The sequence below is a fragment of the Pseudomonas sp. LD120 genome, from assembly GCF_009861525.1.
Classification (GTDB): Bacteria; Pseudomonadota; Gammaproteobacteria; order Pseudomonadales; family Pseudomonadaceae; genus Aquipseudomonas.
This window is the reverse complement of record NZ_WVHL01000003.1, coordinates 894,180-919,496: the sequence shown is the minus strand read 5'-3', so window position 1 is coordinate 919,496 and position 25,317 is coordinate 894,180. Positions and strand designations below refer to the sequence as shown.

Below are 25,317 nucleotides of genomic sequence, written 5' to 3'. Positions count from 1 at the left end.
GCCCAGCGCAACGGCCGAGCGTGCAATCGCCTAGAATCCCCTCCCGCCCCACCGCCAACAAAGCCCATGCCCCTCGAAAAAGCGCCGCACGAGCCACTGGCAGGCCTGCTGCCCCTACTGCGCAAGGTCTACCCCAACGGGCTCGACAGCCGCGACTACAACCGTCTTCTGGTGCTGCTGTACCCGCACTGGTGCGACCGCAATCTGGCACAGCTGATGGCTCAGCTCACCCACAGGGACGCAGACTTCATGCTCAACGACCTCTACGCCGCCGTGACCGGCCAGCCGCCGCCCGCCGCAGAGCTGCAGGCGCTGCAGGACTTACTGGAGCAACACGGTGCCTGGTCCATCCTGACGGACGACTGACTGCACAAGGAGCAAAAAATGCACGTCGAGGACTTCAAGCAACTGCTGGACGAGCGCAAGCGCAGCCATCCGATCTGGTTCGAACTGCCGTCAGACCGCCCTGCCAGCCAAGCCCAGATCCTGGAGGCGCAGCAGGCCTTGGGGCTGCAACTGCCGGCCGATTACGCCTGGTTCCTCAAGGAGTGCGGTGGCGGCTACTTTGCCCTGAGCACGCTCTACTCGCTGGACAGCAGCAGTGATTTCCATCTGGTCGAGATCAACCGGGCGCACCCGACCATCGCCAAGGATCACCTGCTGTTTTCAGAGAACGGCTGCGGTGACTTCTACGGGTTCAGGATCGAGAACCGGCACTGCCCGGCGCCGGTCGAGTGCTTCGACCACAACACCGGGCAATGGCAGGCCAGCCGATACAGCGGACTCTTGAGCTTCCTCGCCGAAGTGGCCCTGAGCAACTGAATCCCCCGCCTCAGAGCTTCAAGTGCTGGGCATACCAGGGCCGCCGCGGTGCCCGCTTGAGCAGGTCCGGCACCTTTTCGTCACGGCTCAGGGCGATGCGCAAGGCCAGCTTCATGACCTCCTGATCCATCTCCAGGGACATTTCTCCCGGGGCATTGCCCAGGGGGCCGCAGCCATGGGTCGAGGCCCCCAGCCACGGGTCGTCGATCTCGACCCAGCGCCCTGGGGCGAACCAGGGCACGCCATTGACCTCGCGACGCAACACTTCGCCGGGGTGGTAGCGCTCGTGGGCCCGGAACCAGTCGTCGATCCGGTCATCGATCCAGCCATGGAATTTCCAGAACATGGGGTGCACGTGGGACGAGAAGGGATCGCCGAGAAAGTCGTTCTCGGGCTGGTACCAGCGCCCGGCGAAATCCGAGGACAGGCGCGCTTCCATCACCGGCATGCCGTTGGAAGGATCGCGGGCGACATCGGCCCAGCGCATGTGCAGCCAGTCGTGCAGACCCAGTTCGACCTCCGAGCCGAACTGGCCCAGGGTCAGGCGGCTGAGGTACTCCGGGTCCTGGTACTGCGACTCCCAGACCTGGAAGTTGCCGTAGAACGCCGCATCGCTTTTCAGCCCGTGCAGCCATTGAGTGAACTCTTCATCGTCGTCGGCCACCCAGGCCGGCGGCACCGAACAGCCGTCATGGTTTTCGTAATAGCGGATAAAGGCCTGCCGGTCCTGCTCAAGACGGGCACAGGGCTGCGGCAACTGGTGCCAGGACACCAGGTCCGGCTGCAACGAGCGGGCGTGCAGCAACATGTGCCGGTGCATGAACAGAAAGTCGATGCCCGAGGCATTGCGATGCTTGCGCCGCCCACGGGCATCACGCTCATGCTTGACCGGGCCCGGCTGCCAGCCGAGCCCTCGCAAGCTGTTGCGCTTGTCCTTGGGCAGGGTGTGCCAACGGTCCCGCGAGGCGTGCCAGAGTTGGTGGAACAGGCGGTGCTGCGGCGATACCAGCCACGCCAGCAAGGCGGGGCTCAGCCCGCTCTGGTCCCGGGCGGCCGGAAAGACCCGCTTGCGCGCCACAAAACGCGCCGCGGATACCGGCGCCAGCGGCGACGCCTGCAACGACTGCAGGCTGCCACTGAGGGTGCCGCTACCGGCATTGCCCCAACTGGCCCAGACCTCGTCGAGCACCACCTGGCACTCATGGCTGGGGGCACCGGCTATCCGGCCACCGGCAAACAGACGCCAGCGCAGCTTGGCGGCATCCACCGACGCCAGGTCGCCCTGCACCAGAAACTCCACCGGGCCGTCGCCGCGCAGGCTCTGCGCACGCCCCAGCACACCGCGCAAGCCGCGCCCGGTGGGGCCGGCATCCAGCAACAACTCACAGCCTTTACGAGGCAAGGATGGCGGTCCGTTGGCGTCAAGGAACTCGATGTCCCAGATGCCCCGCAGGTGATCGGCAAGGCGCACGCCAGGGTCCAGGGCCACCTCCAACTTGGCTTCCCCGGGGGTGATCTCCTGCTCTTCCTTGCGGCGAATATCCTGACGCTGCAACGCCTTCTGGGTGTAGAACGCCACAGGGATAGCCGCTCCTGTCACCGCCAGACCGGTCAAAAATCCTCTTCTCGAAAACCTCATCGCTCTACCTTTATCCAGTGGCGCGTCACGCATCTAGCTAGAACGTTGGATTTGCAGGGAAATTTACCGGCCAGCGATTCCCGGAGCGCTAAATTTGCGCTCGGCCAGCTCGTTTATCGCGGATAGATGTGCACAAAAGGTCGGACCCGACAGCACTGAACCCCAGGGCCCGACCCCGTCATCAGCCCGCCTGCGACTGGGATAGCAATGATCAAAATATCTGGTAAGAAAACCCTCTATCTGAGCCTGCTGATACTGCTCGTTGCCGCCCTCGGCGTGGGTGCCGGCGCGGCCTGGCACTCCTACTGGAAGGACCGGGTGTCCTACCCCAGCGAGATCGTCAAGCACGCCAACGACCTGCAGGAACGGATCATTTCCTTCGACAGCCACATCACCGTGCCTCTGGATTTCGGCACCGAAGGCAGCGAAGCGGACAAGGACACCGCTCGCCAGTTCGACCTGGTCAAGGCCGGTCGCGGTCGCATGTCCGGCGCCGCCCTGAGCATTCTGGCCTGGCCGGAAATGTGGAACGGCGCCAACGCGCCGCACCGTCCCACCGCCGGTTTCGTCGAGGAAGCCCGCCACCAGCGCGAAACCCGCTACCGGATCATCCAGGGCATGGTGCGCGACTTCCCCAACCAGACCGCCATCGCCTACACCCCTGCCGACCTGCGCCGCATCGCCTCCGAAGGCAAGGTGGCGGTGGTGATCAGCCTGCTCAATGCCTACGCCATGGGCGACGACCTGGACCAGTTGGACCAGTGGGCCGCCCGGGGCATGCGCCTGTTCGGCTTCAGCTATGTCGGCAATAACGACTGGGCCGACTCGTCGCGCCCGCTGCCGTTCTTCAATGACACCCGGGACGCCCTCGGCGGCCTCTCACCGATCGGCAAGCAAGCGGTGCAGCGCCTCAATGACCTGGGGGTGGTGATCGATGTCTCGCAGATGTCGAGCAAGGCCCTGGACGACGTGGCGAGCCTGACCCGGGCGCCGCTGGTGGCATCCCACTCCGCCCCCAGGGCGCTGGTGGATATCCCGCGCAACCTCAGCGACCGGGACATGCAACAGATCAAGGCCACCGGCGGGGTGATCCAGGTGGTGGGGTTTTCCACCTACCTGCGGCCCCTCAGCCAACCGACCCTGGACAAGCTCAATGCCCTGCGCCAACGCTTCGACCTGGGGCCGTTGCAAGGCCTGGAAAACGCCCTGATGCCCGGCGACGCCGTGATCACCATCTGGCCGGAACAGCGCTTTGGTGAATACGCCAGCTCCCTGTACGGCATCCTCGATGAAGAGCCCAAGGCCAGCCTCAAGGACTTCGTCGACGCCATCGACTACACGGTGAAGAAAGTCGGCATCGACCACGTCGGCATCAGCTCCGACTTCAACGAGGGCGGCGGGGTCATTGGCTGGATGAGCGTGGCGGACAACCGCAACGTCACCGCCGAGCTGATCCAGCGCGGCTACAGCGATATCGAGATCGCCAAGCTGTGGGGCGAGAACTATCTGCGCGTCTGGGAACAGGTGCAGAAACTGGCCAAGCCAGCGCAACCCGCCCCGCATCCCGCCGTCGCCGGCTAACCCATGACCACGAGCCTTCCTGTGACCCATCGACGGACCTTCCTCAAGCACGCCGGCCTGCTGGCCGCCGCCCTGCCCCTGGGCAACCTCGCCATCAGCCAGGTTCGGGCCAGCACGGCCGCGCCCTCGGCCGCCGCCAGCAGCACACCCTGGACCCAACTGCGCCAGCTGTTCGACCTGGACCCGAACTACGTGCACCTGGCCAACTTCCTGATCACCTCACACCCAAGGCCCGTGCGCGAGGCCATCGAAAAGTACCGTGCCGTGCTCGACCGCAACCCGGCCATGGCCATGGACTACGACACCCAGTACACCTGGCAGCGCGAGGCCCAAGTGCGCCAAAGCGTCGGCCGCTACCTGCAGATCAAGCCCGCCCAGGTGGCCCTGACCGGCAGCACCACCGAAGGCCTGGCGCTGATGTATGGCGGCATCCATGTGCGCCCCGGGCAGGAGATCCTGACCACGGTTCACGAGCACTACTCAACCCGCAACGCCCTGAAGTACCGCACCCAGCGCGACGGCACCCAGGTGCGCAGCATCGAGTTGTTCAAGTCGCCCCAGGGCGTGTCCACCGACGAAGTGCTGGGCAATATCGACCGCAACATCCGCGCCAACACCCGGGTACTGGGCATGACCTGGGTGCAGTCGGGCAGCGGTGTGAAACTGCCGATCGGTGAGATCGGCAAGCTGGTGGACCAGCACAACCGCAATCGCGATGAGCATGAGCGAATTCTCTACTGCGTCGATGGCGTGCACGGGCTGGGGGTGGAAGACGTCACCTTCGCCGACCTGAACTGCGATTTCTTCGTCGCCGGCACCCACAAATGGATGTTCGGCCCGCGCGGCACCGGGATCTTCTGCTCGCGCTCGGAACAACTCGAACACCTGACGCCGCTGGTGGCGACCTTCTCCGAAAACCAGAACTTCGCCACCACCATGACCCCCGGCGGCTACCACAGCTTCGAGCACCGCTGGGCCGTGGACCAGGCCTTCGACCTGCACATGCAACTGGGCAAGGCCAACATCCAGTCGCGCATCCACGCACTCAACAGCTACCTCAAGCAGCGCCTGCTGGAACACCCAGGCATTGAACTGGTCACGCCCCTGAGCCCGGAGCATTCCGCCGGCTTCACCTTCTTCCGCGGCCAGAACTTGGACACCGACGCCACCGCCGCCTGGTTGATCGAGAACCGCATCCTGGTGGACGCGGTGGACCGCGATGCCGGGCCGGTAGTGCGCATGGCCCCCGGCCTGCTCAACAGCGAGGCGGATATCGACCGAGCCATGGACCTGCTGGGCCAGCGCCTGCGCCGCAGCAAGAGCGCCTGAGCCGTTGCCACGCCCCCCCCCTGAACCCACATTGCACAAGGTTATTGATTGATGAAACCCGCCGCCTACTCCTCGCTGGCCGCCCTGGTCGGTTGCCTGATCAGCCTCAACGCACACGCAGTAGAACCGCCCAAGCCCGGCAGCGTGTTCAAGGACTGCAAGAACTGCCCGGAAATGGTGGTCCTGCCGGCCGGCAGCTTTGTCATGGGCACCCCGGAAGACGAAGTGGGCCGCGAGCCCGATGAAGGCCCGCAGCACACCGTGACCTTCAAGAACGCCTTCGCCATGAGCCGCTTCCATGTCACTGCCGCCGAGCTGGACGCCTACCTCCGCGAAACCGGTACCGTGATCAAGGACGGCGACGACCGGCCCGGCCGCCTGTGCCAGGCCAGCAAGCCACGCTATGAACAGGGGCCGCGCCAGCCGGCGGTCTGCGTCGACTACGCCGACGTGCGGGCCTATACCCAGTGGCTGTCGAAAAAAACCGGCAAGCACTACCGCATGGTCAGCGAGGCGGAACGCGAATATGCCGCACGCGCCGGCAGCACCGGTTCCTTCCCCTTCCCTTTCGATGAGGCAGGCCAATACCAGATCACCAAGCACGCCAATACCTACGGCCCCAAGGACGGCTTCAGCTTCACCGCCCCGGTGGGCAGCTATCCGCCCAACGCCTTCGGCCTGTATGACATGCACGGCAATGTCTATGAGTGGGTCGCCGACTGCTGGCACCCGGACTATGTAGGCGCGCCTGCCGATGGCCGGGCCTGGATGGAAGAGTCGCAAGGGGTGTGCCTGGACGCACAGATTCGTGGCAACGACTGGGGTGAAGCGCCGGTGTTCTCGCGTTCGGGCAACCGCAACAGCCGCAAGCGTGAAGTGCGCGGGGACTGGCTGAGCTTTCGCGTGGTGCGTGAGCTGGAACAGCCCGGTGCCAGCCACAAGTAACCTACGATGGCCGGCGGCCCAGCGCGATGACCGCGCTGGACCGCTGCGCTGAACGCCTACGGGCGCAGTTTATCGACCATCAGCCACAGGCCCTGGCGCAAGGCCGGGAACAGGCTGTTGTTGAAGTTGTTCCAGCGTAGCTCAAGGATGGTGTCCTCGGGCCCGATCTCGGTGTTGAGCACGTCATGCAGCACTTCACCGGAATCGATGCCGTTGTCCACGTAGTGGAACGAGGCCCCGGTGAGATACAGCGGCCGGGTCGGCTCGGTTTCCCGGGTGCTCCAGTCCACCACCTTCTGCCCACGGGCACCGTACAAGGCATTCCAGGTGGCATAGGCACCGCGCCGCTCATAAGGCGACTCGATGCGGGTGATGCCCGGGTGGATGTTCATGATCCGCCGGGCGAACGGCGCCCCCGGACGCACCAGCTCATCAAGGATCACCAGCAGGCCATCGAGCACCACGATATCGGCTTTGAGTTCCACCAGAGTGTCGTGCAGGCGACGTTCGAAATCCTGCTTGCCGGCGATGTGCTCGGCGCTGCCCCTGGGATGGCGACGATAGGTGGACGGCACGTTCAGCAGCAAGTCGTTGACCCGCTTGCCCTGCACTTCCAGGTCCGCCGGGTACAGCCACTGGCGGCCCGGCTGGTAGGCAAAGCCGTAGTCGCTCACCAGCTGCTGGTCCCGTGGTGACTGCTGGTCATCGTCATAGACCACACCCACCAGGTCGTAGACCTCGCCCAGCGGGGTCTGGTTAAGCGTCTGGACCAGAAATTCCAGCACCGATTTCATGTAGCGCTCGTGGTCCTTGTAGGCCACCGGCTGCCCCGCCTTGTCGGCGGCGGCGTTACGCAGGGACCAGACATACACCAGATTCTTCTTCGTCATTGGCTCGCTCTCACTGAATGGATCAGGCACTGCGTCGATACACGTGCGCCCACAGCACAAGAACGAACCGCGGGCCGGGCAATTTATCCGCAGCGCCCGTCAGGCTGGCAGACCGAGCTAAATACTGGCCTCGGCGCTTCGTTTGTCAGGGGTAAGGGTCTGCGTGCAACGACCCTCTATCCACTCTCAGGGAAGCACTTATGACCGACCCCAAGCGCGGCGCCTTCAATGGTTTGCTCGCATTGCTCAGGCCCTTTCGCACCATCGTGGTGATCTCCGTCGCCTTGGGCATGGCCGGCGGCCTGGCCATCACCCTGTTACTGGCCACCATCAACAACGCCCTGCACTCGGCGACCGGCATGACCCAGGGCGTGGTCCTGACCTTCGCCGCCCTGTGCGTACTGGCGCTGATCAGTTCCATCGTCTCGGATGTCGGCACTAACTATGTGGGGCAACGCATCATTGCCGCCCTGCGCAAGGACCTGGGGGAAAAGGTCCTCTCGGCGCCCATCACCCAGATCGAACGCTATCGCTCCCACCGCCTGATCCCGGTGCTGACCCACGACGTCGACACCATCAGCGACTTCTCCTTCGCCTTCACCCCCCTTGCCATCGCCACCACCGTCACCCTGGGCTGCCTGGGCTACCTGGCGTACCTCTCGGTGCCGATGTTCCTGATGATGGTAGTGGCCATCATCATCGGCACCAGTGTGCAACTGGTGGCCGGCGGCAAGGGCATCAAGGGCTTCGACGAGGCCCGCGACCACGAGGACGAGCTGCAGCGCTACTACAACGCGATCGCCTCCGGCGCCAAGGAACTGCGCATCCACCGGCCGCGGCGCTTTCGCATGAACACCCAGCGCATCCAGAAAACCGCAGACCGCATCAGCGATATCCAGGTGCGTTCGGTGAACATCTACATCCTGGCCAAGAGCTTCGGCTCGATGCTGTTCTTCGTGGTCATCGGTCTGGCCCTGGCCATGCAAGCCTACTACCCGAACCCGGACCCCGCGGTGATCACCGGTTTCGTGCTGGTGCTGCTGTACATGAAAGGCCCCCTGGAGCATGTGGTCGGCTACCTGCCCATCGTCGGTAAGGCCAAGATCGCCTTCGCCCGGATCAGCGAGCTGTCCGAACGCTTCTCCTCTCCCGAACCGCATCTGCTGATGGACGACAGCGAAGCGTCGCAAACGGTGGTGCGCAGCCTGGAACTGCGCGAAGTGCGCTACAGCCCACCGCCGGTGGAAGGCAGCGAAGCGTTCCACCTGGGCCCGATCAACCTGAACATCAAGCAGGGCGACATCGTCTTCATCGTCGGCGAGAACGGCTGCGGCAAGACCACCCTGATCAAGCTGTTGCTAGGCCTGTACCAGCCCCAGTCCGGAGAGATCCGTCTCAACGGCGAAGTAGTGACCGACCGCGCCCGGGATGACTACCGGCAGCTTTTCACCACGGTGTTCGCCGACTACTACCTGTTCGACGACCTGGTCCAGGGCAACGCGGGCAAGTCGCTGGACGTCGCCACCCAGTACCTGAACCGCTTGGAGATTGCGCACAAGGTCAGCGTCAAGGACGGCGCCTTCACCACCACTGACCTGTCCACCGGCCAGCGCAAGCGCCTGGCCCTGGTCAATGCCTGGCTGGAAGAGCGCCCGGTGCTGGTGTTCGACGAATGGGCCGCCGACCAGGACCCGACCTTCCGGCGGATTTTCTACACCGAGCTGCTGCCCGATCTCAAGCGCCTGGGCAAAACCATCATCGTCATCAGCCACGACGATCGCTACTTCGATATTGCCGATCAGCTGGTGCGCATGAAGGCCGGGCGAATCCTGACGGAACTGCAACCGGCGTAATTGTTTCCGGTTTCTGGTCGCTGATGCGTCCTACAGACAGAATTGAGAATTACTAGCATTAACAATCATTACATCTGCCGGACCTAAAAGAGCGTATGAGCATGCCCGCACACCACCGACTGACCCCTCTGACCAAAGCACTGCTTTGCCAGGCGTTCTCGCCCAAGATGGCTTCGCGCACCCTGGGCCTGGCCCTGACCCTGCCACTGATGGCGCAGGTCCAGGCCCAGGAGATCCACTTCAACATTGCCTCGCAGTCCTTGGCGGCGGCCCTGCAAGCGTTCGGGCGCCAGGCCAATATGCAGGTGCTCTACAGCCCTGACGATGTGCAGGGCAAGCGCAGCAACGCCCTCAGCGGCAGCTATGCGCCGGAGCGGGCGATCGCAACCTTGCTCCATGGCACCGGGGTGGCCTACACCCTCATGGACAACTCGCTCACCATCCGCAACCAGAGGAACAATGGCGCGCTGGAGCTGGGAACCACGACCATCAGCGGCCAGGGCCTGGGCAGTACCACCGAGGACACCGGGTCCTACACCACCGGCGCCATGCAAACTGCCAGCAAGCTGGCCCTGACGGCCCGGGAAACCCCGCAGTCGGTCACGGTCATCACCCGCCAGCGCATGGACGACCAGAACATGAAATCCCTGGAGGACGTGCTCAAGGCCACCCCCGGGATCTCCATCACCAAGGACGGCCCGCAGCGACCGACCTTCTATTCCCGTGGCTTTGCCGTCGAAAACCTGATGACCGACGGCTTGCCCAACGATTTGTCCCACTACTTGAGCCGGGACATGAACTCCTCAGCCGATATGGCGATCTTCGACCGTGTGGAAGTGGTGCGTGGCGCCACCGGGATGATGCAGGGCGCGGGCAGCCCGTCGGCCGCGATCAACATGGTGCGCAAGCGCCCCACCGCCACCCCACGCGTCACCATCACCGGCAGCGCCGGCAGTTGGGACAACTACCGCACCGAGATCGACGCCTCCGACGCCCTCAACGACAGTGGCACCCTGCGCGGCCGGGTGGTCACCGCCTACCAGAGCAAGGGCAGCTTCCAGGACTTCGTCAGTTCCGAACGCTCGGTGTTCTATGGCATCACCGAGGCCGATCTGAACGAAGACACCACCTTCACCTTTGGCGTCTCCAACCAGAGCGGCAAGAACAATACCTCCTGGGGTGGCCTGCCGGTTGCCGCCGATGGCAGCGACCTGCACCTCAAGCGCTCAAGCTACCTGGGCAGCAAGTGGGAGTACTGGGATCAGAACAACACCACGGCGTTCAGCCGCCTGGAGTACCGTTTCGCCAACAGCTGGAAAATGCTCCTTTCCGCCAGCAAGAGCTGGTCGGACCTGAACATGCTCGGCTCCATCCCGGAACGCATGGGCGCCAACTACGATGAATTCGGCCAGAACATCGGCCGCTACGACTACGAAGACCAGCAAAACAGCTACGACGGTTATGTCACCGGTCCCTTCTCCCTGTTCGGGCGCACCCACGAGTTGGTGGTGGGCGCCAGTCGGCGCGACCTGACGTTCAAGGGCAAGGGCCTGCCCATCGACCTTGAGACCCATACCAACATCTACAAGCCCAGCGGCATTCCCAAGCCGGACATGAGTGCCAACCCCTGGACGCAACGCCGCACCAGCCAACTGGAAGGCACCTACGTCACCACGCGGCTGAGCATCACCGATGACCTGAAACTGATCCTTGGCGGGCGCCTGGACTGGTACGACTACGACGTGACCACCACCTGGAACGGCAAGCCTTCGGCCTCCAGCCTGCCGAACAAAGTGACACGCCACCTGACCCGCTACGCCGGAGCCATCTATGACCTGGACCAGCACCACTCGGTCTATGTCAGCTACACCGATATCTTCAAGCCGCAGACCGAGCTCGACGCCTCCAATAGCGCTCTGAAGCCCATCGAAGGCAAGAACTACGAACTGGGCATCAAGGGCGAATACTTCGATGGCAACCTGAACGCCAGCGCGGCAATCTTCCGCATCGACCAGGAAAACCGCGCCAAAGCGCTCAACCCCAACCAGTGCAGCCCAGTGGGAAGCACCTGCTACGAAGCCGCGGGCCAGGTGCGTAGCGAAGGGATCGAGCTGGAAATCAACGGCACCCTGGCCCCGGGCTGGGAACTGGGAGCGGGCTACACCTATGCCTCGGTCAAGTACACCAAGGACTCCAACGAAGCCAACGTCGGCCGCCTGTTCTACACCGACATCCCGCGCAGCGTGTTCAAGGCCTTCACCACCTACCAACTGCCCGGCGACCTTAACCGCTGGACCATCGGTGGCGGGATCTATGGCCAGAACACCATCTACAACAAGGGCACCAACGACTACCTGAGCACCTTTGATTACCGCATCGAACAGAAGTCCTACGCCCTGGTAGACCTGATGACCAGCTACAAGGCTTCGGAAAACGTCAACGTTCGCCTCAACGTCAACAACCTCTTCGACAAGCGCTACTACCAGAGCATCGGCAGCAACACCGACTACGGCACCAGCCTCTACGGCGACCCGCGCAACGCCATGGTCACGGTCAGCTGGTCGCTCTGAAACAGCGCTTACCCCTGTAGCCGGCTTGCCGGCGACGGCCCTCTGCGGTCTGCGCAGAGGGCCTGGAAAGCCCGCTCCTACAACGGCGAAGGATCGCCCTCCCCTCCTACCTGCCCCTGTAGCTTGCCGACGAAGTGCCACTTCAGGCCTGCGCAGGCTCGCTGACTTGCCTGGGCCCACCATGGCGATCGATCAGCCTCCCCTCCAACCTGCCTGCGCAGGAGCCAGCCAGCGAAGGCGCCCTTCAGGCCTGCGCAGGGCCGCTGACACAGCAGCGCCTACAACAGCGATGACGCTTCGACTCCCCCAACCTGTCCACACAGCAGGCGCGCCACGGCATGCCCAAGCTCACTGGCAAACCCGCGCCCACCGGGCAGTGGCGGGGCGTTGATTGTCCGGCGGCAGAAACGACAAAGGCCTGGACCGGCAACGGTCCAGGCCTTTGCTGGCCACTCAGTTCAGGCAGGTCAGCAGTTGCTCTCTGAAGCTCTCCAGCAAGGCCGGGCTGTCCACCATGGACTCATGGCGGACGTCGATACGGCGTGAAGCAGCCATCTCGCCGCCCTGCACCTCGCACCCCATGGCCTGCTCCATGACCTGGATCCGCTCCCGGGCATAATCGCTGGACCACCACAGCCACGGCGCTACCTGCAATGGACGGTAGGCATAGGCCGCAGACAAGGCGCTCAGGTCATTGAATACGGCACTGACCAGCGAGGCGTCGAACTCGGCCTTGAACAGCCCCACCACCCGATCCAGCTCGCCGGGCGCCAGGGCGATATGCTCCTCCACCCAACCATGGATACTGTGCCAATTCAGCTCGGCCTCCCGCCGCAAGCGGCTTTCGATCAGCCCGGCGCTGCCCGGGAACAGCAGACAGAGCTTGTCGATGATCGCCCGCCACTCGGACTCGGCCGTCACCGAAACCGGCACCTCCTGCGGCTGCACCTGCTGCGCCCCGGCGCCCTGGGGCGGTGTCGGGTCGAGCAGGCCGAGGAAACGCACCGTCTCGCCCGCGGCCTCCAGCTCGCTGGCCACGTCCATGGCAATCGAGCCACCCAGGGACCAGCCCGCCAGATAGTAGGGCCCGCTCGGCTGCACCTGACGGATGCCGGCGACATAGCGCTGAATCATCGCCAGCCATGAAACCTCACGCCAGTCGGCTTGCAAGTAGGCATGGTGCAGCACGCCATATACCGCGCAACGGTCGCGCAACTGTGCGGCCAGCGGCAGGTAGCCATACACGCTGCCCCCCGCCGGGTGGAAGCAGAACAGCGGCTGGCCGGAGCCGCCCAGGGCGATGACGTTCTGCGCGCTGTCGGCCTGACCGGCCGCGATCACGCCCGCCAATTGCGCCACCGTCGGCGCCGTGAACAGGGCATTGAGGCTCAGTTGCACAACCAGCGTCTGGTTCAGGGCGCCGATCAGGCGCAAGGCATCCAGGGAATGCCCACCCAGTTCAAAGAAGTTATCGTTCATGCCCACCTGCTCGACCTCCAGCACCTGGGCCCAGATCGCCGCGACCTGCTGTTCCAGTCCGCTCTGTGGGGCGATGTAGGCCTGCTGCAACAGGCTGACGTCGGCCTTGGGCAGGGCCTTGCGGTCCAGCTTGCCGTTGGGGCTCAACGGCAGGGCCTCAAGGAACAGCAGGTGCGCCGGCAGCATGTAGTCCGGCAGCACCTCCTTTAGGGCCGTGCGCAATTGCTCACGCAGAACCGCCTGCTCCTCGATGGAGCCCGCCGCCACAGCCGCGGCCGGCACGATGTACGCCACCAGCTGTGGCCCACTCGCCCCGTCCTGGGCCAGGACAATTGCCTCGCGCACCTGGACCTGTTCCAACAGGCGCGCTTCGATCTCGCCCATTTCAATGCGGAAGCCGCGGATCTTCACCTGATGGTCGATGCGTCCGGCGTAGTCGATCACCCCATCGACATCGTAACGAGCCAGGTCGCCGGAGCGGTACAGACGCCCGCCGTCGGTGCTGAACGGATCAGGAATGAAGCGCTCCGCCGTCAACCCCGGACGCTCGTGGTAACCCCGGGCCAGCAGGTCGCCGCCGATCATCAATTCACCGATGGCACCAGGCAGCGGCAACTGGCCGCTGGTGTCCAGCAGGTAGATGGCACGGCCCGGCAGCGCCCTGCCCAGGGGAATCATGCTCGGCAGTGGCTCGTCGCCCTTGAGGTAACGCGTGCAGTCATGGGTGGCCACACTCACCGTCGCTTCGGTGGGTCCGTAGGTGTTGAGCAGGCAGGCCTGGCTCAGCCCGGCTTTTTTCCACGCGGCTACACCTTCAGCCGCCATGGCCTCGCCCCCCAGGTTGAGCTGGCGCAAGCGACCGAAGTCCCGCGGCGGCTTGGCCGCGTAATCCTTGCCGAGCATGAACCAGTAGGCGGTGCTCAGATCGACGATGCTGATGCCCTGCTCGATCAGCTCGCGGTAGAAGGTTTCGCTGTCCCACAGCGCCTTGCCACGAATCACTACCGAGGCGCCACAAATCAGTGCCGGGTACAGCTGTTCGACAAAGGCATCGAAGTTGAAGGTGGAGAACTGCAGACCGCGATCGGCAGCCGTCATGTTGAAGTAGCGAGCGGTGGCCCGGGCGTGCTGGCTCAGGGCGTTATGGCTGATGCCCACGCCCTTGGGCCGACCGGTGGAGCCCGAGGTGTACATCACATAGGCCAGGTTGTCGGCATCGCTGCGCGACGGCGGATTGCCAACCGCCTCGGCGGCGGACCAGACCTGGCGTTGATCCAGGCACAGGTGCATGAGCTGATCCGGGATTGCCAGGCGATCCAGTAGCGGCGTCTGAGTCAGCAGCAACTGGATGCCGCTGTCCTGCATCATGTAGTGCAGGCGATCCTGCGGGTATTCAGGGTCCAGGGGCACATAGGCGCCACCGGCCTTGAGCACCGCCAGCAGGCCGACAATCATGTCCAGCCCGCGCTCCACGGCAATCCCCACCCGCACGTCCGGGCCCACGCCCAGTTCGATCAGTCGGTGAGCCAACTGGTTGGCCCGCTGGTTGAACTGGGCGTAGCTCAGTTGCTGATCAGCGCACAGCAGCGCCGGTGCATCCGGAGTCTTGGCGGCCTGCATCTCGAACAACTGATGAACGTTCGGGCCACGGCCAATCTCCCTAGCAGCACGACTGGATTCACCTTCGATGCGCGCGCGCTCACCGTCACTGAGCAGCGACAGATCACCCAGGCGCAGGTCGGCACTGTCGATCATGCTCAGCAGCAACTGCTGCAGGCCGGCCGCCAACTGGTCGACAACCGTCGCGCTGAAATGCTGCAACGAATAGCTGTAGTCGAAGGACAGCAGCTCGGTCACGTACACCGACAGCGTCAGCGGGTAGTTGGTCTGCTCGTGGTTGCCCACTTCACCGAAACTCAACTGCGCCGGGGCGCCTTTCTCCAGGGCCTCGGACACCGGGTAGTTTTCGAACACCAGGATGTTGTCGAACAGGGCATCCGCTCCCAGGCCGGCCCAGCGCTGCACTTCAAACAACGGCGTGTGCTCATAATCACGCAGGGCCAGGTTGCGCGCCTGCACCGCTTGCAGCCAATCGTTGACTGCCATGTCCGGACACGGCGTGGCCACTACCGGCAAGGTGTTGATGAACAGCCCGATCTGCTGCTCCACGCCCTTGAGCTCCGCCGGGCGGCCGGACACCGTGGCGCCGAACACCACCGTGTCCTGGCCCGTGCAGCGTTGCAGCAACAGCAGCCACGCCGCTTGCACCAGGGTATTGACCGTGACCTTCTGCTGCCGGGCGAACTCGCTCAAGCGCCGGGTCTGATGGGCATCCAGGGTATACACCTGCTCAGCGTGTCCTGGCGTCCCGGGAACATCCGGGGCAATGGCCTGGGCCAGGCGGGTCGGCTCCTCCAGAGTCAACAGTTGCTCTTTCCAGAAGCCCTCGCACGCCCGGGCATCCTGGCGCTGCAGCCAGCCGATGTAATCCCGATAGCGACCGGGAGCCGTTGGTGACGGCTGCCCGTCGTAGCGCTGCAGGACCTCTCCGAGCAACTGCGAGTTGCTCCAGCCATCCATGAGGATGTGATGGTTGGTGTAGACCAGGTGGTAGCGTTGCTCGGCAGTGCGCACCAGGGTCAGGCGCAACAGCGGCGCAGCCTGCAGATCGAAACCTCGCTGGCGCTCGGCCTCGGCCAGGGTGTCGAGGGCCTCGGACACTTGCGGTTGGCCACGCCAATCGTGTTCGACGCACTCCAGGGCGACCTGCTTGTGCACCACCTGAATCGGTGTCGACAACTCGCCTTGCCAGAGGAAGCTGGTACGCAGGATGTCATGCCGATCGACGGTGGCCTGCCAGGCCTGGACGAAGCGCTCGGGATCGAGGCCATCCACATCGACCCGCAGCTGGTTGATGTAGTCGCCCCCCTGTTGCTCGTACAAGGTATGGAACAGCATGCCCTGCTGCATCGGCGACAACGGATAGAGGTCCTCGACCTCGGCCAGGGCCAGTGGCAGCCGGTCCAGTTGCTGCTGGTTCAGGCCCGCAAGCGGGAAGTCCGACGGCGTGGCGCCTCGGTGCTCAGGCTGGCTGCAATGCTCGATCAGCGCCTTGAGCTCCCGGGCGTAGTCATCGGCCAGACGCTGGATCGTCGCCGGTTCGAACATGGCCTGGCTGAAGGTCCAGTCCAGCTCCAGTTCACCGCCATAGACCTGGCCGTTGATGCTCAGCCAGTTGCCCAGTGGCGCTTGCAAGCTCTGATCCTCGCCCTTGGCTTCGGCGGCAGGGGCGAACCAGGTATCCGGCTCGTCGAAGCTGCCGTCGAACTGGCCCAGGTAGTTGAAGGTGATGCGCGGTACCGCCAGCGCCGCCAGGGTCTGTTGCGCCACCTCGTCTCCCAGGTAGCGCAGGGCGCCAAAGCCGATGCCCTTGTTTGGCACCGCCCGCAGTTGCTCCTTGATGAACTTGATCGAATCGGCCAGGGCCGGCTGCGGCGTCAGCTTCACCGGGAACACGCTGGTGAACCAACCCACGGTGCGGGTCAGATCAACCTCGTCGAACAGCTCTTCGCGACCGTGGCCTTCCAGTTGCACCAGGGCGCTGGATTCACCGGTCCAGCGAGTGATGACCCGGGCCAGGGCGGTCAGCAGCAGATCGTTGATCTGGGTGCGATAGGCCGCCGGGGCCCCTTGCAGCAGTCGCTGGGTATCGGCTTTGTCCAGGCGCATGCTGAGGCTGATGGCGTGCTGGTTCTGCAGCCCTCCGGCCTGGTGATCACAAGGCAGGCTCGCGCCGCCATCCTGCAATTGTGCCTGCCAGTAAGACAGTTCCTGTTGCAGCGCCGGGCTGCGGGCGTAGGTCTGCAAGTGCTCGGCCCAGGCCTGGGTCGAGCTGGTCTTGGCCGGCAGTGGCTGGCCGCTCAACAGGCGCTGCATGTCCTCCAGCAGGATGCGCCAGGACACCCCATCCACCACCAGGTGATGGATGCTCAGCAGCAAGCGCTGGCTGTGGTCGGCCAGGGTCAACAACACCCCGCGCAGCAATGGCCCCTGTTGCAGGTTGAGGCTGCGCTGGGCCTGTTCACAGAGCGCGCGCAGTTCCTGATCATTGGCCACCGCGGCTTGCCAGAGCAGGACCGGCTGCTCGTCGACTTCGGCAAAAGCGGCGCTCCAGTCGCCCTGTTGTTCGACAAACCGCAGGCGCAAGGCATCATGCTGCAGCACCAAGGCTTGCAGCGCTGTCTCAAGTGCCTCGGCTTGCAGCGGCCGCTGCGGCTTGAGCAGCACCGACTGGTTCCAGTGGTGACGTTCCGGCACCGGGGTATCGAAGAACCATTGCTGGATCGGCAGCAACGGCATCTGACCACGCACCGGGCCCTGGTCGATCTGCAAACCGCCCTCGCCCTGCTCCGCCACCGTGGCCAGCCCCTGCACCGTCTGGTGCTGGAACAGGTCTTTGGGGGTGAAGCGGATTCCCGCCTGCCGGGCACGGCTGACCACCTGGATCGAGATGATCGAGTCGCCCCCCAGCTCGAAGAAGTTGTCGGTGACGCCCACCTGTTCAAGTTTCAGCACATCGGCCCAGATCGCCGCGATCTGTTGCTCCAGGTCGTTCTGCGGCGCGACGTAGGTCTGCTGCATCAGTTGTGCATCGACTTTCGGCAGCGACTTGCGATCCAGCTTGCCATTCGGTGTCAGCGGCAGTGCTTCGAGGAACAGCAGGTAAGTCGGCACCATGTAGTCCGGCAGGCTTTCGCGCAGGCGCGCCTTGATGCTTTCGCGCAACGGCGCCTGGCGCTCGTTGCTCGACGCCACCTCGGCGTCCACCGGCACGATGTAGCCCACCAGCTGCTGGCCGCTCGGCCCTGGCTGGGCGATCACCGCCACTTCCAGCACCGGGTCTTGTTCCAGCAAGCGCGCTTCGATCTCGCCCAGTTCGATACGAAAACCCCGCACCTTCACCTGATGGTCGACACGGCCGACGTACTCCACCAAGCCATCGGTGCGATAGCGGGTCAGGTCGCCGCTGCGGTACAGCCGCGCCCCGGTGGTGCTGTAGGGGTCAGGGATAAAACGCTCGGCCGTCAGCCCCGGACGATCCAGATAGCCCCGGGCCACGCCCAGGCCACCCAGGTACAGCTCGCCCGCCACGCCAACCGGCAACAGGTTGAGGTTGGCATCGGCCACATAAGCGCTGCGATTGCCGACGATATTGCCGATAGGCGCGTAGGCCGCATCGCACGGATCGCCCGCCTTGGCCTTCCAGATCAACGGCGTAACCACGGTTTCAGTCGGGCCGTAACCGTTGAAGATGTACTTCGGACGCAGCACTCGCCACGCCAGATCGTAACTGGCCTGGGGCACGGCATCGCCGCCGAAGCAGTAGACCCGCACCGCCGGCGGATTGCCGTCGCGCTCGGCGTGCACCGCCAGTTGTTGCAGGTACACAGGCGGGAACACGCCCACGGTGACGCCGTAGCGATGCATCTGTTCGTAGGTGAATTCCGGCGACCACAGGCTGTCATCGCGGATCAACACACTGGCGCCGTAGATCAGCGGGTGCATCCAACCTTCGTGGGAACCGTCGAAGGCGAAGGACATGAAGTGCAGCTCGCAATCCGCCGGGCTCATTTCATAACGCTCGCCAGTGGCCAGGCTGTGCATGGCCAGCGGGCCGTGGGACACCGCCACGCCCTTGGGCAAGCCGGTGGAGCCGGAGGTGTAGATCACATAGGCGAGGTTTTCCTCGGCCAGCTCTACCTGCGGACTGGTCACCGGGTAAGCCGCAAAATCAGCCGCGCCTTCGACGCTGAGGGTCGGCAGCCCCTCAGGAATCGGCAAGCGATCCAGCAGATGGCTCTGGGTCAGCAGCAGCCACGCGCCGCTGTCTTGCATCATGTAGCGCAGACGGTCCTGGGGATATTCAATGTCCAGCGGCACATAAACCCCGCCGGCTTTAAGCACGGCCAGGAAGGCCACCATGATTTCCGCGCAGCGCGGCATGGCAATCGCCACCCGCACTTCCGGGCCAACGCCCAGCTCGATCAACTTGTGCGCCAGCTGGTTGGCCTGCGTATCCAGCTCGCGGTAGCTCAGGCGCTGCTCGGCGAAAAACACCGCCGGGGCGTCCGGGGCCTTGGCCGCCTGATCGGCAAACAGCTGGTGAACAAAACGCTCGGTCGGGTAGACCACATCGGTGTGATCCCAGTCCTGACGAATGCGGCGCTGCTCGTCCTGCGTCAGCAATGGCAACTCACCCAGCCCGGACTGCGGATGCTCCATCAGGCTCAGCAACAGGCCCTGCAAGTGCCCGCCCAACTGCACCATTGAAGGTTCGGAGAAAGACTCACGGGCATAGATGAACTCGAACGACAGGCTCGCCCCCAGGTTCACCGCGACGGTCAGTGGGTAGTTGGTCTGCTCGTGGTTGCCCACCGCGCCAAAGCGCAGTTGCGCCGGAGCACCTTTTTCCAGGGCTTCGGACACCGGGTAGTTCTCGAACACCAGGATGTTGTCGAACAACGCATCCCCGCCCAGCCCGGCCCAGCGCTGCACTTCGTACAGCGGCGTGTATTCGTAGTCGCGCAGCGCCAGGTTGCGGCTCTGCACCGCTTGCAGCCATTGGCTCACGGTCATGTCCGGGCGTGGCGTGGCCACCACCGGCAAGGTGTTGATGAACAGGCCCACCTGCTGCTCGATGCCTTTGAGCTCCGCCGGGCGCCCCGCTACCGTGGCGCCGAACACCACGCTGTCCTGCCCGGTGCAACGCTGCAGCAACAGCAGCCACGCCGCCTGCACCAGGGTGTTGACCGTGACCTTCTGCTGCCGGGCAAATTCGCCAAGGGGCGCCGTCTGCGCCTGATCCAACTGACGATGGTGCTTGCCGTGACCTGCGCCGGCCGCAAGGTCCGCGACCCGGGACAACGCCTGGGTCAGACGGGTCGGCTCCTCCAGCGCCTGCAGTTGCTCTTTCCAGAAGCCTTCACAGGCCTGGGCATCCTGGCGCTGCAGCCAGGCGATGTAGTCCCGGTAGCGGCCCGGGGCATGGCTCGGCGCCTGGCCGGCGTAGCGTTGCAGCACTTCGCCGAGCAACTGCGAGTTGCTCCAGCCGTCCATCAGGATGTGGTGGTTGGTGTAGATCAGGTGGTAGCGCTGCTCGTCGGTGCGCACCAGGGTCAGGCGCAACAACGGCACCGCATCCAGCTCGAAGCCACGCTGGCGTTCGGCTTCAGCCAGGGTTTCCAGGGCTTCGTGCTGCTGCGGCTGGCCGCGCCAGTCATGCACAGTGCAGTCCAGGGCAACGTGTTTGTGCACCGCTTGCAGCGGCGTCGACACTTCGCCCTGCCAGATGAAACCGGTGCGCAGGATGTCATGCCGATCGATGGCCGCCTGCCAGGCCTGCTGGAAGCGCAGCGGATCGAGGCCGTCCACGTCCACCCGCAGTTGGTTGATGTAATCGCCCGCGGCCTGTTCGTAGAGGGTATGGAACAGCATCCCCTGCTGCATCGGCGACAGGGGGTAGAGGTCTTCCACCGCGGCCAGCGACAGCGGCAGGCGATCCAGTTGCTGCTGGTTCAGGCCCGCCAGAGGGAAGTCCGAAGGCGTCGCGCCCGCCTGCTCCGGTGCACAGCAATGCGCCACCAGCGCCTTGAGCTCCTCGGCATAGTCGTCGGCCAGCCGCTGCACGGTGGCGGTATCGAACATTTGCTGGCTGAAGGTCCAACTCAGGCTCAGCTCGCCGCCATAGACCTGGCCATCCAGGCTCAGCCAGTTGCTCAGCGGGGCCAGCGGGCTCTGGTCGTCGCCCTTGGCTTCACCGCTGGGTTTGAACAGGGAATCCTGCTCGTCGAAACTGCCGTCGAACTGGCCCAGGTAGTTGAAGGTGATGCGCGGCACGGCCAGGGCGGCCAGGGTCTGCTGCGCCTGAGCATCCCCCAGGTAACGCAGGGCGCCAAAGCCGATGCCCTTGTTCGGCACCGCCCGCAGTTGCTCCTTGATGAACTTGATCGAATCGGCCAGGGACGCCTGGGGCGTGAGCTTCACCGGGAACAGGCTGGTGAACCAGCCCACGGTGCGGGTCAGGTCGATGCTGTCGAACAGGTCTTCGCGGCCGTGGCCTTCCAGTTGCACCAGGGCACTGGCTGCGCCGGTCCAGCGGGTGATGACCCGGGCCAGGGCGGTGAGCAGCAGATCGTTGATCTGGGTGCGGTAGGCCGCCGGGGCATCCTGCAGCAGGCGCTGGGTATGGGCCTTGTCCAGACGTGAACTCAGGCTGCTGGCGTGCTGGTTCTGCAATGCGGTCACCGGGCGGTCCAGCGGCAGGTTCGACTCGACACCCTGCAACTGGGCCTGCCAGTACTTGAGTTCTTCCTGCAGCGCCGCACCTTGGGCATAGGCCCGCATCTGCTCGGCCCAGGCCTGGGTCGAGCTGGTCTTGGCCGGCAATGCCAGGGGCTGGCCGGCGCTGAGTTGAGTGTGGGCCAGTTGCAGGTCCTCCAGCAGGATCCGCCAGGACACGCCGTCCACCACCAGGTGGTGGATCACCAGCAACAGGCGCTGGCTGCCGTCCTCCAGGCAGAACAGCACAGCCCGCAGCAGCGGCCCGTCCTGCAGGTTCAGGCTGCGCTGCGCCTCGATTGCCGACTGTTCCATGGCTTGGGCGCCATCCACGGCGACCTGCCAGAGCAGCTCCGGCCGCTGGCCGGCATCGGCAAACCGCGCCGACCAGCCATCCGCCTCCTGACTGAACTGCAAGCGCAAGGCGTCATGCTGCACCCACAGTGCCTGCAAGGCGTTCTCTACCACCTCGGCGCGCAGCGGCTGGGCCGGCTTGAGCAACACTGACTGGTTCCAGTGATGGCGTTCGCTCATGGGCGACTCGAAGAACCACTGCTGCACCGGCAGCAGCGCCGTTGCGCCACGCACCGGGCCCTGGTCAATCTGCACCCCGCCCTCGCCCTGCTCGGCCACTGCCGCCAGCCCCTGTACCGTCTGGTACTGGAACAGGTCACGTGGAGTAAAGCGGATACCGGCCTGCCGCGCGCGGCTGACCACCTGGATCGAGATGATCGAATCACCGCCCAGTTCGAAGAAGTTGTCGGTCGCACCGACCTGCTCAAGCTTCAGCACATCGGCCCAGATCGCCGCGATCTGTTGCTCCAGTTCGCTCTGCGGCGCCACGTAGACCTGCTGCATCTGCTGGGCGTCGACCTTGGGCAGGGCCTTGCGATCGAGCTTGCCGTTAGGGGTCAGCGGCAACGCTTCGAGGAACAGCAGATAGGCCGGCACCATGTAGTCCGGCACATGCTCTTTCAGCGCCGTCTTGATGCTTTCGCGCAGGGCGGCCTGGGCCTCGACGGTCGGGGTGGCCTCGCTCGGCACGATATAGGCCACCAGTTGCTGGCCGCTCTCGCTGTCATGGGCCAGGACAAAGGCTTCACGCACCGCCGCCTGCTGCACCAGCCGCGCTTCGATTTCACCCAGCTCGATACGGAAACCGCGGATCTTCACCTGATGGTCGATGCGGCCGATGTACTCGATCACCCCGTCGGTGCGGTAACGGGTCAGGTCGCCGGTGCGGTACACCCGGCCACCGTCGCTGGAAAACGGATTGGGCACGAACTTCTCGGCGGTCAGCCCTGGGCGCGCCAGGTAGCCGCGCGTCACCCCGGCACCGGCCAGGTACAACTCGCCGGCACTGCCCACCGGCACCGGTTGCAGGTCCGGGCTGAGGATGTAGCTCTGGGTGTGGCTGATGGCCCGGCCGATATTGGCCTGCCCTCCCGCCTCGCGCCGGGTGTAGGTCGAGTAGGTGGTGTCTTCCGAAGGGCCGTACAGGTCGTAGACATGCACCAGCCCGGGCTGCTGATAAAGGCTATCCACCAAGGCCTGCTTCAGTGGTTCGCCCGCCAGGTTGATGATCCGCACGCTAGGCGGAATCTGCCCGCTGCGCTGTAGTGCGGCAATCGCCGAGGGCACGGTGTTGATCAAGCGCACCCGATCACGATCCGCCAGCTCCGGCAGCTCCAGGGCATTGCGCGCCAGGACGATGGAGCCGCCGCTGGACAGGGTGACAAACAGCTCCCACACCGACAGGTCGAAGCAGATCGAAGTCGAGGCCAGCACCCCTTGCAGGTCATCGGCGCTGTACACCCGGCTCGACCAGTCGATCAGCGCCAGCACGTTGCGATGGGCAATCGCCACGCCCTTGGGCAGGCCGGTGGAGCCGGAGGTGTAGATCACATAAGCCAGATTGTCCGCAGTAGCTCGCTGCGGCGGATTTTCCGGCGAATGCGCGTCCAGCCAACCCGGCTGGGCATCCAGTTGCAGGGTCTGCAAGGATTCCACGGACGGCAGCAGCGACAGCAAGGCGCTTTCGGTCAACAGGATCTGCGCCTGACTGTCGCGCAGCATGTGGGCCAGACGATCCTGTGGATAATCCGGGTCCAGCGGCACATAGGCGCCACCGGCCTTGAGCACCGCCAGCAGCGCCACGACCATTTCCGGGGTGCGTTGCAGGGCCACGCCCACCCGCACTTCAGGCCCCACGCCCAGTTCGATCAGCTTGTGCGCCAGTCGGTTGGCCCGGGCATTGAGTTCCCGGTAGCTCAGGCGCTGGCCGGCGAACAACAGCGCTTCGGCGCCGGGGCTTTTCTGTACCTGTGCTTCCACCAGTTGCTGCACACAGCCATCGCTGGGGAACTCACCGGTAGTCGGGGTCCACTCGTGCAGCCGTTGGTGCTGCTCGGCAGCCCCCAGCAGCGGCAGGTCCCCCAGGCGCTGCCCGGGTTGCTGAACAATGCCCTGCAGCAACTGCACCCAGGACTGGGCCAGACGCTCGATGGTGGATGCCTCGAACAGGTCGGTGGCATAGGTCAGGGAAGCCCAGAGCCCATCCTCGGATTCAAAGGTATCCAGGGTCAGGTCGAACTGCGCGGCACGCCCCTGCCAGCTCAAAGTCTCGATGCTCAGGTCGTCCAGGCGCTGGCTTTGGGCACCCTTCTTGACCGCGGTCTGATGGTTGAACATCACCTGGAACAGCGGGCTGTGGCTCAGGCTGCGCTCCGGCTTGAGGGCCTCCACCAGTTGTTCGAAGGGCAAGTCCTGATGGGACTGGGCCATCAGGGCGGTCTGCTTGACCTGCTGCAGAAAATCACTGAAGCCCAGTTGCCCATCGACCTCGGCTTTGAACACCTGGGTATTGACGAAAAAGCCGATCAGGCGCTCGGTCTCGACCCGGTTGCGGTTGGCGGTCGGCACGCCAACGCGGATGTCCGCCTGGCCGCTGTAGCGGTGCAGCAGCACCTGGAACGAGGCCAGCAGCAGCATGAACAGGGTCGCCCCTTCGCGCTGCGCCAGTTGTTTGAGGCCCAGGCGCAGCTCTTCGGGCAATGCAATATCCAGCAACGCCCCCCGATAGCTCTGGATCGCCGGGCGCGCATGGTCCAGCGGCAGCATCAGCAAGGGTTGCTCCCCGGCCAGTTGCTCCAGCCAGTAGCCCAACTGACGTTCACGCTCGCCGGCGTCCATCCACTGGCGTTGCCAGTTGGCATAGTCGGCGTATTGAATCGGCAGGTCCGGCAGGCTGACGGTGCGCCCCTGGCGGTAGCCGGCATAAAGCTGGATCAGCTCCTCCACCATCACCTGCATCGACCAGCCATCGGACACGATGTGGTGCTGGGTCAGGACCAGCACATGTTCGTCTGCCGCCACCTGCAGCAATTTGGCCCGCAGCAGCGGGCCATTGCGCAAATCGAAGGGTGGCTGACACTGGCTGTCGGTCAGGGCATGGACCTGGGCCTCATAGGACAGGCCGCCGGCGTGCAGTTCGATGACCTCGATGTCCAGCGGTGCCGGTGGGTGCACCACCTGTACCGCCGTTCCATCGTCTTCTGAAAAGGTAGTGCGCAGGGTTTCATGCCGGGCAATCAGGGTATCGAATGCATGGCGCAGCGCGTCGAGGTCCAGTTCTCCGGTCAAGCGCAGCGCCGTGGTGATGTGGTACGCGGTGCTGTCGGGCTCCAGTTGCCAAAGGAACCATTGGCTTTCCTGGGTATAGGAGAGAACCGGCGCCTCGTCGGCGCCGCGGCTGCAGATAGGAGCGATACCAAAGAGGTTGATGCCCTTTTCTTTAAGCAAAATCGCCAGGGCCCTTCTTTCTTTGGAAGAAAGCGTGCCTACCGAATCGATTAAAGCTTGCATGTACTACC

The 25,317-nt window shown here is 64.5% G+C and carries 10 protein-coding genes; 7 read left to right on the top strand and 3 right to left on the bottom strand.

The genetic code is table 11. The features are described 5' to 3' along the window. Positions 1 to 66 precede the first annotated feature (66 nt). Positions 67 to 366: a DUF3349 domain-containing protein gene (locus PLD_RS10300; protein WP_159892290.1), complete on the top strand. Its 300-nt coding sequence runs from the start codon at positions 67 to 69 to the stop codon at positions 364 to 366. 18 nt (positions 367 to 384) lie between these two features. Further along, positions 385 to 822, top strand: a complete 438-nt coding sequence (locus PLD_RS10295; RefSeq protein ID WP_159892288.1) for an SMI1/KNR4 family protein — start codon at positions 385 to 387, stop codon at positions 820 to 822. Between the two features lie 10 nt (positions 823 to 832). Here the strand turns inward: PLD_RS10295 and PLD_RS10290 are convergent, their stop codons facing one another. After that, positions 833 to 2,461: a twin-arginine translocation signal domain-containing protein gene (locus PLD_RS10290; RefSeq protein ID WP_159892286.1), complete on the bottom strand. Its 1,629-nt coding sequence runs from the start codon at positions 2,459 to 2,461 to the stop codon at positions 833 to 835. 207 nt (positions 2,462 to 2,668) lie between these two features. Here PLD_RS10290 and pvdM point away from each other — a divergent pair, with 207 nt between their 5' ends. From pvdM to PLD_RS10275, 3 genes are read left to right on the top strand one after another with little or no spacing between them, the layout of a single operon-like run. Continuing rightward, complete coding sequence (gene pvdM / locus PLD_RS10285; RefSeq protein WP_159892284.1) at positions 2,669 to 4,042, top strand: pyoverdine-tailoring dipeptidase-like protein PvdM; 1,374 nt, start codon at positions 2,669 to 2,671, stop codon at positions 4,040 to 4,042. Between the two features lie 21 nt (positions 4,043 to 4,063). Then, positions 4,064 to 5,371, top strand: a complete 1,308-nt coding sequence (locus tag PLD_RS10280; protein WP_159893470.1) for an aminotransferase class V-fold PLP-dependent enzyme — start codon at positions 4,064 to 4,066, stop codon at positions 5,369 to 5,371. A gap of 51 nt (positions 5,372 to 5,422) precedes the next feature. Next, on the top strand, positions 5,423 to 6,316 hold the full coding sequence (locus PLD_RS10275; RefSeq protein WP_159892282.1) for a formylglycine-generating enzyme family protein: 894 nt from the start codon (positions 5,423 to 5,425) through the stop codon (positions 6,314 to 6,316). A gap of 56 nt (positions 6,317 to 6,372) precedes the next feature. Here PLD_RS10275 and PLD_RS10270 read toward each other — a convergent pair whose 3' ends face one another. After that, positions 6,373 to 7,206 carry a formyltransferase family protein gene (locus tag PLD_RS10270; protein ID WP_159892271.1) on the bottom strand — a complete coding sequence of 278 codons (834 nt, stop codon included), beginning with the start codon at positions 7,204 to 7,206 and terminating at the stop codon, positions 6,373 to 6,375. A 200-nt stretch (positions 7,207 to 7,406) separates the two neighbouring features. Between PLD_RS10270 and PLD_RS10265 the strand changes: the two genes are divergently transcribed. Continuing rightward, a complete protein-coding gene (locus tag PLD_RS10265) occupies positions 7,407 to 9,059 on the top strand; it encodes a cyclic peptide export ABC transporter (protein ID WP_159892269.1) in 1,653 nt (550 codons plus the stop codon). Positions 9,060 to 9,154: 95 nt separating this feature from the next. Continuing rightward, a complete protein-coding gene (locus tag PLD_RS10260; protein WP_159892267.1) occupies positions 9,155 to 11,629 on the top strand; it encodes a TonB-dependent siderophore receptor in 2,475 nt (824 codons plus the stop codon). Between the two features lie 453 nt (positions 11,630 to 12,082). Here the strand turns inward: PLD_RS10260 and PLD_RS10255 are convergent, their stop codons facing one another. Beyond that, the gene (locus PLD_RS10255) at positions 12,083 to 25,309 is read right to left on the bottom strand and encodes a non-ribosomal peptide synthase/polyketide synthase (protein ID WP_159892265.1); all 13,227 of its coding nucleotides are present in this window, start codon (positions 25,307 to 25,309) and stop codon (positions 12,083 to 12,085) included. Between the last annotated feature and the right edge of the window lie 8 nt (positions 25,310 to 25,317).

Excerpts from the sequence above, each read along its gene's own strand:
- PLD_RS10300 (WP_159892290.1), top strand. The coding sequence starts at position 67 with ATGCCCCTCGAAAAAGCGCCGCACGAGCCACTGGCAGGCCTGCTGCCC.
- PLD_RS10295 (WP_159892288.1), top strand. The coding sequence starts at position 385 with ATGCACGTCGAGGACTTCAAGCAACTGCTGGACGAGCGCAAGCGCAGC.
- PLD_RS10290 (WP_159892286.1), bottom strand. The coding sequence starts at position 2,461 with ATGAGGTTTTCGAGAAGAGGATTTTTGACCGGTCTGGCGGTGACAGGA.
- pvdM (WP_159892284.1), top strand. The coding sequence starts at position 2,669 with ATGATCAAAATATCTGGTAAGAAAACCCTCTATCTGAGCCTGCTGATA.
- PLD_RS10275 (WP_159892282.1), top strand. The coding sequence starts at position 5,423 with ATGAAACCCGCCGCCTACTCCTCGCTGGCCGCCCTGGTCGGTTGCCTG.
- PLD_RS10270 (WP_159892271.1), bottom strand. The coding sequence starts at position 7,206 with ATGACGAAGAAGAATCTGGTGTATGTCTGGTCCCTGCGTAACGCCGCC.
- PLD_RS10265 (WP_159892269.1), top strand. The coding sequence starts at position 7,407 with ATGACCGACCCCAAGCGCGGCGCCTTCAATGGTTTGCTCGCATTGCTC.
- PLD_RS10260 (WP_159892267.1), top strand. The coding sequence starts at position 9,155 with ATGAGCATGCCCGCACACCACCGACTGACCCCTCTGACCAAAGCACTG.
- PLD_RS10255 (WP_159892265.1), bottom strand. The coding sequence starts at position 25,309 with ATGCAAGCTTTAATCGATTCGGTAGGCACGCTTTCTTCCAAAGAAAGA.